Source organism: Chitinophaga sp., from assembly GCF_019236475.1.
In the GTDB taxonomy this organism is placed as follows: domain Bacteria; phylum Bacteroidota; class Bacteroidia; order Chitinophagales; family Chitinophagaceae; genus Chitinophaga.
This window is the reverse complement of sequence record NZ_JAFAIX010000003.1, coordinates 453,876-467,877: the sequence shown is the minus strand read 5'-3', so window position 1 is coordinate 467,877 and position 14,002 is coordinate 453,876. Positions and strand designations below refer to the sequence as shown.

The following is a 14,002-nucleotide window of genomic DNA, read 5'->3' as shown; positions in this document are numbered from 1 at the left end:
ATTAGTCGCAATGGCGCACAATCTTAGAAAGAAAATAGCATAAAAATCATGCTAAACTATCGCTTCTAAAAATGAGAAGTACAAAATCATTATAAAAACAAATTATCTAAACGAAGAAGCCGTCTCTTGTTTTGAGACGGCTTCTTTTTTAATGCCATACTATGAAAATTAACGACTATATCAACAGCTTTGTATTCGATTATTTTGAAACCTATTCCTATAACCGAGAGGAGCAGGAAGGGAAATATACAGGTAGTGACCTACTGATCGACCGGACAGGGGAGTGGCATGCTACTGCTGAAAGAAAAGCAGTTTATGAAGCAGGAAATCAACAGGTGATCATTGCTATTCTTAACAGGCCGGAAGATTTTGTGCTACGTTTTTTGTGTGCGCCTTATTATCGAGATGCTATTGTATTCTATAATAAAACTGGCGAAATTGTTTCAGTACTGAATGTTTGTCTTTCCTGTTGTCATATGACGGATGGAAAGCAAGATATAGAAGCAGATTACCTTATCTATGATGACTTGAAAAGATTTTTTATTGCATGTGGCCACGAGGTGGAGTCGCCAGACAAGTTTTATGAAGATGAGATACGTAAGATGAGAAAAAAGTAACTATTACAGCATATCAGAGGAGTGCGCAATACCTGCCCATTCAACAGTATCTAGGAATCTGGACTTAACAAGTAATGCTTCCAACCTGCTGATTTCCTCTTCAGGTGCGGCAAACCCAATGATATCCCAACATGCCCTGATGGCGGTATATCCAGCAGCAGTAGGTGTAGCATCTGTAAGCAGTAGATAAACGCCGGTGATGGACACCTGATATTTACTGCTGGTTTTAGTCAGCGCGTATTGTATACCCTGTCTCACGGCCTGGACAAAAATTTCATTTGCCGGTGAATCAGGCTGGGAGGATAGATGATCATTCACATAAAATCCACCTTGTTCAAAATTGGTGGTAATAATATGATGCGAAATCTCAGCAAGAGGTGAAACTACAAGTTTCACCTCTCCGATAAGTGGCCAGCCAGATAGGCAACGTGCCCATCTATAATGATTTTCCGCTAATTTGCGTAGCATCCTTGTTTATTTTAAATGCTGCAACGTAGTCCCAGTCTCTACTTCATACGGCGCAATTCCTGCCTCAAATATCCGCGCAGAAAGCGTTCCACGAAGGGTAATGGTATCTCCGACTACTTGCAACCAGCTTCCTTCACGGAGGCCAACTACTGGAATGGTATTTTGGGTATGGAATTCTTTGATACGTGTTTCACGGGTTTCGCCCATATGCTGACTACCAGCAATAGGGTCCAGATAGTGTGGATTGATATTGAAAGGTACCAGGCCAGTTGTTTCGAAACTTGAAGGATAAACGATCGGCATATCATTGGTAGTTTGCATAGAGAGACCACCGATATTCGTACCAGCACTGCATCCCATATAAGGAGTTCCATTCTCTACTACACTACGTAAATGTTGCATCAAGCCTTTTTCATGCAGCGTTTTTACCAACAGGAAAGTATTGCCCCCGCCGGTGAAGATCCCCTGTGCCGCATCCAGTGCTGCTACCGGGTTATCGAAAGTATGTAATCCGCGTACAGTGATGCCCAGCTCCTTGAATCCATCTGCTGCGCGTAAGGTATAATCATCATGTGAAATGCCTCCCGGACGAGCATACGGAATGAAGATCACTTCCTTTACCCCGGAAAATAATGTCTTCATTGCTGGCTTCAAATAAGCCAGGTATTCTTCTCCAAATAAGGTGGAGGTGCTCGCCAATACGATCTGTTTCATCGAAAAAATTTTCACGAAGGTAAGTACCCGGCAATAATTTATCACGATATTCCTGGAATAAGAATATTATCTGTCATGATTGTGTCGCATATCGCAGTAAAAGAGAAGAGGGATGGAAATCCGATCTTTCATACCAAATGGGCAACTGATGGGAACCCCATTTTTTATAAAAAATTAGCCTAACAACTGATTAACAGATAGACCAGGATAGTACAATTTGCGTTTAAAACTATATTCGCGATATTTAGTTATTGTTTTCTCACAAAATAATTGAATACGTTATGGAATTAAACTACAAGGGCCTCTCCACCCTTTTGATTTCCAGCGCGTTGCTGGCCTCCTGCCACAATAATACATCCCAAGGGCAGGCGGATAAAGAAACAAAAAAAGATGCAATGACTACACAACAGGCACAAGCCTACGGACAATCCGATGGGCAGCAGGTAATGCAGTATACCCTTAAAAACGGCAATGGGATGCAAGTGAAAATCCTCAACTATGGAGGCATTATCACAGATATCATTACGCCAGACAAACAAGGAAATATGGGTAACGTGGTATTATCTTACGATACCCTGGCTGGCTACCAGCAAAAAGGACAACCCTATTTCGGTGCCCTCATCGGCAGGTATGCCAACAGAATTGCAAATGCCAAATTTAAACTGGATGGTAAGGAATATTCCCTCGCTGCAAACGATCATGGTAATACCCTGCACGGTGGCATGAAAGGCTTCGATAAAGTAGTGTGGAATGCCACTCCTGAAGGCGATAGCGCCCTGCAATTGGTATATAACAGTAAAGATGGGGAAGAAGGTTATCCCGGCAACCTGACGGCAACCGTTGTCTATACCCTCACGCCAGACAATGCCCTGCGCATTTCTTATAAGGCTACTACAGATAAACCTACTCCTGTAAACCTTACCAATCATGCTTATTTCAACCTATCCGCAGGAAAAGATAGCACGATCCTTAATCATGAACTTACGCTGAAAGCGAGCAAATACACACCTGTCAATGATAAACTCATTCCTACCGGCCAACTGGCGCCCGTAAAAGGAACGCCAATGGACTTTACTTCGCCGAAAGCCGTTGGTAAAGATATCAATGCAGTAAAAGGTGGATTTGATCACAACTGGGTACTGGATAAGAAAAAAGGAGACCTAGAACCGGTAGCTACCCTCTATGATCCCAATTCCGGCCGATTAATGGAAGTATCCACCACAGAACCAGGTATCCAGTTCTATTCCGGCAACTTCCTGGATGGTACGCTACTACATACGGATCATGGCAAAAAATATCCACAACATGGCGCGCTCTGCCTGGAAGCACAACACTTCCCAGATTCGCCCAATGAAACAGATTTCCCAAATGTAATTCTGAAACCAGGAGATACTTACACACAAACGACTGTATATAAATTCTCTGTAAAATAGAGAGCTGACCCCAAAGCAAAAATAGCCGAACGAAGGACAAGCTCCTTTGTTTGGCTTTTTTGTTGTCGTGTAGATTTATAAAGAAAATAATACCCCGCTATCACTGCAACGCATATACGATAATATTCACGCCAAATTTGGTATTATCCTCCGCCAGAAAACGCTTGTTCCTGAAATCATAATCCCATTCACAACCATAATCTTTATTGCTGTATAATACCCCAATACGCCCATTAACGGTGATGGCCTTCAGGTACTCATGCACCAAATCATCCCCCCAGCCATTCAGCTCAAAAGAGGTATTAGGAGGCCCTTTCTCAAACTGAAAAAAGGAACGGTATATCGGATGGGTATTAGGGATCTTCTTCATGGCCGCAGGCCCAAACAAGGCTGTCATCTGCGTTTCAAAGGAACGAGCAAAAAGCCCGTCTATATCGTGGTTGCAGTCGTCTACAAATACAAATCCGCCATGTTGCACATACTGCTTGAAATTGGCCGCCTCCTGTTTGTCGAACTGCACGAGCTTATGCCCACTCAAATAACAGAATGGATATTGGAAGATCTCCGGACTACCCAAGTCTATGACCTTCTCCTGCATCGCTACAGGGATCGTCGTATACTCTATAAGGGAATTGAGAATATTGGAAGGCATACGCTGATCCGTATCCCAGTCGCCCGATTTATATCGCAGTCGTACGAATGTAAAAGTTTTTCCCTGCATGTATTTTGCTAGTTGTATCCTGCAACCCGGAAGTTATCAAAATAAAAAGAGGAATCAAAAATCATTGCAGATTTCTATCTTATTAGAAAAAAACAGAAGATAATTCGTATGAACCAGGTCAACTAAATGATGACCGGTTATTATTTTAAGCCTATTGTTATTACATTAGTGTTCATACACAACCACTTTCTACGCTAAACGATGGTATGATGCTTAATGAGAAATTGTTGCAGGAACTGCTGCAAAAGCTTCCTGTTCTCCGACAGGAAATCAAAAAAGTAATTGTAGGTCAGGAAACAGTACTGGACGAGGTTTTGGTTACAATGCTCGCCGGTGGCCACTGTTTGCTGGAAGGTGTGCCGGGTCTTGCTAAAACATTGCTGGTGCGTACCCACGCGCAGGCGCTAGACCTCCCTTTCCGCCGTATTCAGTTCACCCCAGACCTGATGCCTACGGACATCATCGGTACAGAAGTATTAGAGGAAGATCATAGCACGGGTAAAAGATTCTTCAAATTCAATAAAGGTCCCCTCTTCGCCAATATCATCCTGGCGGATGAAATAAACCGTACGCCACCGAAAACACAGTCTGCATTGCTGGAAGCGATGCAGGAGTTTGAAGTGACCTACGCCGGTCAAACATACCCGCTGGATAAACCTTTCTTTATCCTCGCTACCCAAAATCCCATCGAACAATCGGGTACCTATCCGCTGCCGGAAGCGCAGCTAGACAGGTTCCTGCTCTATATCCGCATCGGTTATCCCGGCGAACACGAGGAAACCGCTATCCTGGCAGGTACCACTGGTAGCCGCAAAACGAATGTGCAACCCGTTCTCAATGCCACTGATATTATCCAGCTCCAACAACTGGTCCGCGATGTGGCTATTGATCCGGAACTCATCAGCTATGTAAGTCGACTCGTAAGAGCCACTCGGCCACTCACTACGCACGTCAATGAGGTGAAGGAATGGGTACGTTGGGGCGCTGGCCCTCGCGCAGGACAGGCACTAATCCTCACCGCTAAAGCCTTTGCTTTGCTCAACGGTCGCTTTGCGGTAACAATGGAGGATATCAAAACGATGGCATTGCCTGTACTCCGCCATCGGGTACTGATGAACTTCAAGGCGGAAGCGGAGGGCATTCAACCAGATGACGTCACCAATACGCTGCTGCAAAAAATTTCCAGAACCGCTACCATACTTTCCTGATCTTTATGAGCAAACTCCTAACACCTAAAACCATTCTTGCTATCAAGGATCTGCCACTGGCGGCCAAAACCATCGTGGATGGTTTCCTGACCGGTATGCATGCCAGCAGAATGAAAGGGGTAGGACTGGAATTCAGCCAGTACAGAAGCTATCAGCCGAGCGATGATCTCCGGTGGCTCGACTGGAAAATGTTTGCGCGGTCAGACAGATATTATGTACGCCAGTCGGAAATTGAGACCAGCATCGATATACAGTTGATCGTTGACGGAAGTAACTCTATGCAGCATACAGAAGACGGCATTTCCAAAATGGATTATGCCCGATATCTGGCGGCAGCACTGGGTTACCTCTCGCACTTGCAAGGGGATGCTACAGGCTTGGCTGTCATGCAATCGACAGGAGTGATATCCCTGTCGGCTCGCAGAGAAGCACAACACATGGCCCGCTTTTATTACCAACTGGAGCAATTGCAGCCGGGTGGGCGCTTTGGAAATGCCCATCAGCCACATGTGATGTTCTCTGGCCCACATACCCGCAAACTGATCATCTTCATTTCTGATTTCTACGAACAGGAAGAGGAAATCTTCAAACTACTGGAATCTATGGCTGCTATGGGCCACGAGGTGTTGGCCTTTCACCTGACGGGCAATCAGGAAATACAAGCGCAATTCAACGGCTATCAAGCGGTAGAAGACCTGGAATCAGGTGAAATACTACAGTTGGATGGCAAGGTAGACGCGAGCGCTTTTGCCAATGCTTGGCAACAGTTCACTACGCGGATCAGCAATCGCCTCATGGAAAAACAAATCCACTATAAATTATTATCGCTGCAGGAGCCACTGGACACCGCTCTCCGGGATGTGCTGCTACAGCGTACTAAAATGAGAAGATAATTTTGCTACACCTGCTTCAACCCATATGGCTGTTGCTGTCTGCCGGCATCTCTGTGCCGGTGATCTTGCATCTGTGGAACCGCAAGCCAGGCCGTATTCTGAAAATAGGAAGCATACAACTCCTGAAATCGGCCACTGTACGGCATGCGCGAAGTCTGCGTATCTCGGAGCTATTGCTCCTGGTGCTGCGATGCCTCTTAATTATACTGGTAGCCTTACTACTGGCGCATCCCCTGTGGAAGAATAATTTCAGTCGCGAACATCGGGGATGGATAATTTTGGAAGACGCGGCCTATCCGCACTTCAAAAAGACCATCGATTCATTGGTGGAATCCGGTTGTGAAATACATCGGTTTCATACCAATTTCCCTCGAGTGAATGTACGTCACCTACCTTCCGGCGATACCACCACTACCGGCTACTGGCAATTATTGCAGGAACTGGAAACCCGCGTTCCTGCTGATTTTCCATTGCATGTATTTTCCAGCGCTGCTTATCACAGATTTCAGGGAGACAAGCTTCCGCTGCACCTCCGTATTCACTGGCAAGTATATACGAAAGATACAACACTCACCTGGAACCACTACCGCTACAATATTAGTCGCGACAGCAGCCTACAAATACAAGGTCATGTGGATGCGAATGCTATCTGGTATACTTCAAATCGTATAGCCGGTACTGATAGTCGCCCAATGAAGATTGTGATATACACAGATAAATACCCGCAGGACGCTGGTTTCCTCCTCGCTGGCCTACAAGCGGTACAACAATATACTGGCAGCAATATGCAAGTAAATTCTGTTCGCAATGCGGCAGAAATAGATACCACGGCCAATTGGATCTGCTGGCTATCAGATAATCCTGTGCCATCCATTATAACAGGTGCCCATATACTGAAATACGCTACTGGCAGGGAAGTGGCTACTGATGCTGTTTCGGGAGACATCAAACTCTTTAAACACATTCCTTACACCCAGCAAAATGATAGCGTACTGTATTACGATAGCTACGGGTCTCCCATACTGAGTACTAACGGAAAAGTATACACGCTCTATACACATGTACATCCTGAATGGACAGACCTCCCTTGGAACGGGCGTTTCCCGGAACTGCTCTTGCACGCACTGTTTCCTATGCCTGCCATAGGTATACATGATGTACGGGCGGTGGATGGTGCGCAATTACGGGCGGCCGCTCCGCATACTGGCAAATCCACTCAACCGGTTATTACCACCGATCTTATTGACGCCTGCTGGATAATGTTATTCCTCATCTTTGCGCTGGAAAGAGTTCTGGCCCTGCGCACTAAAAAAGCAATGGCCAATGGATAAGCAAGGAAAACAGCGGATTGAAACGATCAGGGGGAGATGGATCACCCTCCGTATCATGGCGATTGAGCTACAATCCGCCGCCGTGGCCTTATTGGGGTATGTCCTCTGGGGGATCCCAGGTATCTGGGCTGGCTTCGCATACATGGTGATATTCGGCGCCTACTTCCTACGGAAACTACCGAAAACAGCCGACGTTACGGTATGGCTGAATCAGCAGTTCCCCGAATTGGAAGACAGTGCAGGTATATTTCTGAAAGATGCCAATGCCATGAACCTGCTGGAGCAGTTACAAACAGCGAAAATCTCCCCGCGATTACAACTACTGAAACTGCCGCTGTCATTTTATAAATCTATCTGGAATACCTTATTGTTCGCTACCATAGCGATTATCCTCTGTGTCATCATCCAAATTCGTAGAGGTGGTACCATCACTCGTGAACTATCGGAAGCTCCCCACACGATGGTGGAAAAAGTGATCCCAGGTATTCAACGAGTAGCCATTACAATCACACCACCGGCATATACGGGAATGCCTACACGTAGTCAGGTGTCCTATCATATTACAGCAGAAGATAGCGCAGCCGTCCATTGGGAAATACATACGCATGCGGTGCCGAACAACATTTCGCTGTTATTCAGTGATAGCACGGTTTTACGCATGATCCCTGATAGCTCCGGCACTACCTGGCAGGCTACAAAATGCATCACCCATACCGGATTCTACCAGGTGAAAATGGATAGTGTATTGTCTGGCTTTTATCAACTCCAGTTGATCCCAGATCAGCCGCCATTGATTAAAGTGACCAGTCCCGCACCTAATACCACCATTGATTTTGGCCGGATGCCATTGGTGAATATCCATGCCCAGCTCTCAGACGACTATGGCCTGAAATTCGCTACTATTATAGCCACCATTGCCAGTGGGAGCGGAGAAGCCGTGAAATTCCGGGAGCAACAATTTGCTTTTGATCAAGGGCTATCCATTAAACCCAAACAACTAAATGCGACCAGGGCCTTGAACCTGGCGGGATTGGGCATGAAGCCCGGAGATGAACTATATTTTCATATAGCCGTTACCGATACCCGTCAGCAACAAACCCTCTCGGATGTATATATCGTCACATTGCCAGATACAACGGCCTTATTCAGCCTGGATGGAATGGTCAATGCGGTGAATATCAAACCGGAATATTTCCGTAGCCAACGCCAGATCATCCTGGAAACAGAAGCCTTGATACACGACAAGGATAGCCTTGGTATCACCCGTTTCAATAGCAAAAGCAATGAACTGGGTACAGATCAGAAACTACTCCGTTTACGCTATGGCAAATTCCTCGGCGAAGAGTCGGAGTCCAATGTAGGCGACCCTAGGGTAGAAGACCACGATCACGACCATGGAGATCATGAGCATCACACGGATAGTCCTGCTTTCGGCGATGCCGCCAAAATCCTGGATGAGTTTACAGACAAACACGACAACGCGGAAGATGCTACCTTCTTCGATCCCGAAATAAAGAAACAACTGAAAGCGACCCTCACAGAAATGTGGAAGGCGGAATTACAGCTTCGTTTATACAAGCCACAAGAAGCGCTCCCATACGAGTATAAGGCATTGCGCTTGCTAAAAGACCTGCAACAGAAATCCAGGGCCTTTGTGCCTAAAACAGGCACCAAAACGACCCCGCTGAAACCGGAGAAAAGACTAACCGGAGAGCAGGATAAAATCAGTCCTGCTGTCATGAAACAAATAAAGGATTATAACGATCCTGATGCGGTGCTGCGTGTAGCCATTGCCGTGTTAGATGGACACGTGTCTCCCGAACAACTAACCACCGGCAATAATGCAATCGTTTTACGTCAATCATTGGCAAAACTCACCTCTGCTGCTTCTCGTGAACCAGGGAAATATCTAGCTGCCATGGCTGCGTTGCAACGTATCGTGCAAGGACAGTCTAAAAATGCAGACCCAGCTATTGCCCAACAAGGCTTATGGAAACTATTGACGCCAGCAGTAATTCCGCAACCAGCCCAACAACAACCAAGTCAACTGAAAGAATTTTATTTTAGGAATATTAAAAAGACAGCCAACCCATGAGTCAATACCGTACATACATCATTGCCGCTGTAGGCGCTTTGCTGCTACTATGGTTACTCTGGCAGGAATATCGCCGTCCTAACAAGGGCTATCTCATAGGCCGACTGCTAGCGAGTGTACTGGCAGTTGTTAGCCTGGTGATGTTGGGTATTGAGCTGCATCCATCGCAAAGAGAAAAACCACCCGCTACCACAATTCCTAACGCAAACACAACACAAAAACCTGTATTCCTGGCCTGCAACTGGGAACGACACCTAGCTTATTTACAACCGGTCCATATCAGCGGCCGTTACCATAATACAACGGCATCGCCTATACGCCTTGCCCTCACCTTTGCAGGCGAAACGCTGGACAGCACTACTATAGCTGCGAATAAGGATACTACTTTTCATATGCAAACGGTTCCACCATTTTTAGGAGCCGGTTTATTGAAGCTAATAACAACCACTGGTAAAGATACCCTCGCTACCGCTCCTGTCCCGCTAGAAGTGGCCGCTGTACAGCCTTTGCGCATACTCTTTGTGGCAGCTAGTCCTGATGTAGAAAATAGGTTTCTGGCCGACTGGCTCTCTACACAAGGCATGGCCGTGGCAATGCGTAGCCAAGTGGCCGCAAAGCAATACAGTACCCGTTTTGATAACATGAATTCCGTTTCCCTGGATGCGGTAACAGCTCCTTTGCTGGATAAGTTTGACGTGGTAATCGCTGAAAAACAAGCACTGACAGCCACGGAGAAGAATGTGTTGACGGAATATATGCAACACCATGATATCGGAGTGTTATTACAACCGGATAGCAATACCACGGTGAATAAAATCGCGGGAGAAATATTGCTGAAAGATAGTCTGGGTAAGCCTTCAGCGGTCTTATATCACCGTAGCATGGGGAAAGTGCTGGAATGGGGGATTAGTAATACTTACACCTGGCAGCTCAGCGGCGATTCCATGCGTTATCGCCGCTTCTGGAGTACCTTGCTCAGTGCCGCTTCCAGAAGCAAGGAACCTAAAGCGACTATTGCTATTTCACCCGCTTTTGCGGCAGTGAATAATGAGGTCACGCTTATCTTACGCAATACAGGGCCACTGTTGGATTCATTTCTGTTGGCCGGGGAGACACGCTTGCCGCTGGCCCAACATCCTTTACTGCCAGCCGAATGGCGCAGTACCTGGTGGCCTGTGAAAAATGGATGGCATCAACTGAAATATCAAAATATAACAATTAATGAATATATATTCGGGCCCGATGAATGGCCTGAATTACAACGGAAACCTACTGTAGTAGCGGGAAAGAGTCCGGAACAGGAATTAGCCAGTCCAACTGTATGGTGGTGGCTGCTGCCCTTTCTAGCAGCCTGTATTTTTCTCTGGCTGGAAAAGAAATTGTGACCAACGGTTATAAAAAACAGCAAAAAAAAATTAGCTTAGGCGACGATAGAAATATATAGGTTTTTGTATTGCATGAGAATCACACAGATGTACTGATGTGGATGCTACAGATCTGACAACCAACGAAATCTAAATCTAACCAAATCAACAGAACCGCTTGAAACGTAAAGACTTTATCCAGCTCTCTGCCATGGGACTGGGTGCCCTCGCCCTGCCGAAGTTCGCTTTCGGCAATCCTGTTGATCCATCCCGTTTTTTAAACGATGGCATCGATGTAAAAGTTAAGAAACAACTGGCCGATGTAGCGCTAAATGCAGCCAAAGCGAAAGGCGCTACCTATGCGGATGTACGCATAGGCCGCTACCTCAACCAGTTTGTCACTACCCGCGAAACACGCGTGCAGAACATCGCTAACACAGAGTCATTCGGTGTAGGGATACGCGTGATCGCCAACGGTTGCTGGGGTTTTGCAGCTACCAACAACGTGACCAAGGAAGAAGTGGCAAAAGCGGCAGAACGTGCCGTGGCTGTAGCAAAAGCCAATAGTAAGGTAAAAGCAGATCCAGTACAACTCGCTCCCCAACAGGGTTACGGCGAAGTAAGCTGGAAAACGCCTATTGAAATCAATACCTTTACCGTGCCGGTAAAAGATAAGGTAGACCTGCTGCTCTCTGTCAATGATGCTGCCCTCAAAGGAGGCGTGAACTTCGTGAACTCCGCCATACTGGCCATCAATGAACAGAAATACTTCGCATCTACAGATGGTTCCTATATCGATCAAGATATACACCGCCTGTTCCCTACTTTCAATGTGACTAAAATTGATCGCACTAGCGGCAAATTTGAAACCCGTAAATCACTCGGTAATCCTGTTGGAATGGGGTACGAATACCTCTCCGCAAGGCCGGAAGATAAAGTAACGGGCATCATTACACGCTACCGCGATAGATATGATATGCTGGAAGATGTGAGAAATGCAGCGATCGATGTAGAACAAAAACTGAAAGCACCCTCCGTGCAACCAGGTAAATACGATCTGATCCTCGATCCATCTCACCTCTGGCTCACCATCCACGAGTCAGTGGCACACCCTACAGAACTGGACCGCGTACTAGGCTACGAAGCCAACTATGCAGGTACCAGCTTCCTCACGCTGGATAAATGGAAATCCGGCAAATTCAATTTCGGCAGTAAACTGGTCAATGTAGTGGCAGATAAACTGCAACCCGGCTCCCTCGGCGCTGTAGGCTATGACGATGAAGGCGTGCAATGTGGCCAATGGGATCTCATTAAAGATGGTATCCTGGTGAATTATCAGGCGATCCGCGATCAAGCGCATATCATCGGTCTCAAACATTCCCAAGGTTGCTGCTACGCGCAAAGCTGGGCAGATGTTCAGTTCCAGCGTATGCCAAACGTTTCCCTCCAACCAGGAAAAGATCCCCTGAGCGTGGATGATATGATCAAAAATGTAGAAAAAGGTATCTACATCATCGGCGACGGCTCCTTCAGTATCGACCAGCAGCGTTATAACTTCCAGTTCGGCGGACAAGTATTCTACGAAATCAAAAACGGTAAAATTGCCGGTATGCTCAAAGATGTGGCCTACCAAGCAAATACCCAGGAATTCTGGAATAGCTGTAGCGCTATCGCGGATAAACGCGATTACCGACTAGGCGGCGCTTTCAACGATGGTAAAGGACAACCCGGACAATCCAATGCGGTGTCTCATGGTAGTTCTACCACCCGCTTCAATGGCGTAAATGTTATTAACACTGCACGAAAAATCTAACGGACAACAATGGCAATTTTAAATAAAGAAGCAGCGAAAGCACTATTGCAAAAAGTGCTCTCTTTCTCAAAAGCGGATGAATGCGAAGTGAGTCTCCGCGGGGCTGAAGGCGGTAATATCCGCTATGCCCGTAATGCAATTTCAACAGCGGGAGATATCAGTACGCTCACACTCAGCGTTACTTCTTCCTTCGGCAAACGCTCCGGTACCGCTACTATCAACGAGTTCACAGACGAAGCGCTGAAACGCGTTGTACAGCGTGCGGAAGAACTGGCAAAGCTAGCGCCTGAAAACCCAGAATACATGCCGCTGTTAGGCCCATCTGCGTTTAAAGATGCGCCTACTTTCGTAGAGGCAACGGCTAAGATTACGCCAGATGATCGCGCTGATGCGGTGGCGAAAAGTATCAATGTGGCCAAAGAAGCGAAACTGGAAGCAGCAGGATTCATCGAGAACAATACCGGCTTCAACGCGATGATGAATTCTAAAGGTTTGTTTGCGTACGATACGGATACAAATGTGATATTTACCATCACTACCCGTACCGCAAATGGCACAGGCTCTGGTTTTGCGGCGAGAGGCTTCAATGACGTACGCAAACTGGATACCCATGAGGCTACCCGTATTGCTGCCATGAAAGCGAATAGCAGTGCAGAAGCCAAAGCAATAGAACCCGGTAAGTATACTGTTATCCTGGAGCCAGTGGCAGCTACGTATATGCTGGAAAATATGTTCCGCGGACTAGATGCGCGTAATGCGGATGAAGGTCGTAGCTTCATGAGCAAACCCGGTGGTGGCAACCGTATTGGTGAACAATTGATGGATGAGAAAGTAACGATTTATACCGACCCGTATCATCCAGATCTCCCAGCATCCACCTGGAGCCGCGAAGGACTGCCCATCAATAAAACTACTTGGATTGATAAAGGCGTGGTGAAAAACCTGGCCTACTCTCAATATTGGGCGCAGAAAAAAGGCGTGCAGCCAGTGCCAATGCCTACCAATATTATCATGGAAGGCGGCAACGCTTCCCTCGAAGAATTGATTAAATCCACTGAAAAAGGAATCCTCGTTTCCCGCCTCTGGTATATCCGACTGGTAGATGCACAAACCCTGTTGCTCACCGGCCTCACCCGCGACGGAACTTTCTATATCGAAAACGGTAAAATAAAACATCCAATTAAGAATCTACGTTTTAATGAAAGCCCGGTTATCATGCTGAATAATGTGGAAGCATTGGGTAAGACGGAAAGAAGCATCAGTATTGAATCCTACCGGAGTTACCTCATTCCGCCAATGAAGATTCGTGACTTCACCTTCACGTCTTTGTCGGATGCTGTGTAGA

12 protein-coding genes are annotated in these 14,002 nt (G+C 46.5%); 9 read left to right on the top strand and 3 right to left on the bottom strand.

Going from position 1 to position 14,002, the window contains the following annotated elements:
* Window positions 1–161: 161 nt before the first annotated feature.
* Window positions 162–617 carry a hypothetical protein gene (locus JO154_RS04095; RefSeq protein WP_291942067.1) on the top strand — a complete coding sequence of 152 codons (456 nt, stop codon included), beginning with the start codon at window positions 162–164 and terminating at the stop codon, window positions 615–617.
* 3 nt (window positions 618–620) lie between these two features.
* On the opposite strand, the gene JO154_RS04090 is transcribed toward JO154_RS04095, so the two are convergent.
* Window positions 621–1,085 carry a hypothetical protein gene (locus JO154_RS04090; protein WP_291942063.1) on the bottom strand — a complete coding sequence of 155 codons (465 nt, stop codon included), beginning with the start codon at window positions 1,083–1,085 and terminating at the stop codon, window positions 621–623.
* 6 nt (window positions 1,086–1,091) lie between these two features.
* Window positions 1,092–1,799 carry a dipeptidase PepE gene (pepE, locus tag JO154_RS04085; RefSeq protein WP_291942061.1) on the bottom strand — a complete coding sequence of 236 codons (708 nt, stop codon included), beginning with the start codon at window positions 1,797–1,799 and terminating at the stop codon, window positions 1,092–1,094.
* A gap of 281 nt (window positions 1,800–2,080) precedes the next feature.
* Between pepE and JO154_RS04080 the strand changes: the two genes are divergently transcribed.
* The gene (locus JO154_RS04080; RefSeq protein ID WP_291942058.1) at window positions 2,081–3,232 is read left to right on the top strand and encodes an aldose epimerase family protein; all 1,152 of its coding nucleotides are present in this window, start codon (window positions 2,081–2,083) and stop codon (window positions 3,230–3,232) included.
* A gap of 100 nt (window positions 3,233–3,332) precedes the next feature.
* On the opposite strand, the gene JO154_RS04075 is transcribed toward JO154_RS04080, so the two are convergent.
* Window positions 3,333–3,953, bottom strand: a complete 621-nt coding sequence (locus tag JO154_RS04075) for a DUF4159 domain-containing protein (RefSeq protein ID WP_291942055.1) — start codon at window positions 3,951–3,953, stop codon at window positions 3,333–3,335.
* Between the two features lie 206 nt (window positions 3,954–4,159).
* Between JO154_RS04075 and JO154_RS04070 the strand changes: the two genes are divergently transcribed.
* The 7 genes from JO154_RS04070 to JO154_RS04040 all read left to right on the top strand — a co-directional run bounded on the left by JO154_RS04070 (window position 4,160) and on the right by JO154_RS04040 (window position 14,001).
* Window positions 4,160–5,161 carry a MoxR family ATPase gene (locus tag JO154_RS04070; protein ID WP_291942053.1) on the top strand — a complete coding sequence of 334 codons (1,002 nt, stop codon included), beginning with the start codon at window positions 4,160–4,162 and terminating at the stop codon, window positions 5,159–5,161.
* 5 nt (window positions 5,162–5,166) lie between these two features.
* Window positions 5,167–6,054, top strand: coding sequence for a DUF58 domain-containing protein (locus JO154_RS04065; protein ID WP_291942050.1), 888 nt, complete (start codon window positions 5,167–5,169; stop codon window positions 6,052–6,054).
* Window positions 6,055–6,056: 2 nt separating this feature from the next.
* Complete coding sequence (locus JO154_RS04060) at window positions 6,057–7,385, top strand: BatA domain-containing protein (protein WP_291942047.1); 1,329 nt, start codon at window positions 6,057–6,059, stop codon at window positions 7,383–7,385.
* Window positions 7,378–9,480, top strand: a complete 2,103-nt coding sequence (locus tag JO154_RS04055; protein WP_291942045.1) for a DUF4175 family protein — start codon at window positions 7,378–7,380, stop codon at window positions 9,478–9,480. The genes JO154_RS04060 and JO154_RS04055 overlap by 8 nt, the downstream gene beginning before the upstream one ends.
* Complete coding sequence (locus JO154_RS04050) at window positions 9,477–10,865, top strand: hypothetical protein (RefSeq protein WP_291942042.1); 1,389 nt, start codon at window positions 9,477–9,479, stop codon at window positions 10,863–10,865. Before JO154_RS04055 ends, JO154_RS04050 begins: the two co-directional genes overlap by 4 nt.
* A 157-nt stretch (window positions 10,866–11,022) precedes the next feature.
* Window positions 11,023–12,657 carry a TldD/PmbA family protein gene (locus tag JO154_RS04045; protein ID WP_291942040.1) on the top strand — a complete coding sequence of 545 codons (1,635 nt, stop codon included), beginning with the start codon at window positions 11,023–11,025 and terminating at the stop codon, window positions 12,655–12,657.
* Between the two features lie 9 nt (window positions 12,658–12,666).
* Window positions 12,667–14,001 (top strand): TldD/PmbA family protein, encoded by a 1,335-nt coding sequence (locus tag JO154_RS04040; protein WP_291942038.1) that lies wholly within the window; start codon window positions 12,667–12,669, stop codon window positions 13,999–14,001.
* Window position 14,002 lies beyond the last annotated feature (1 nt).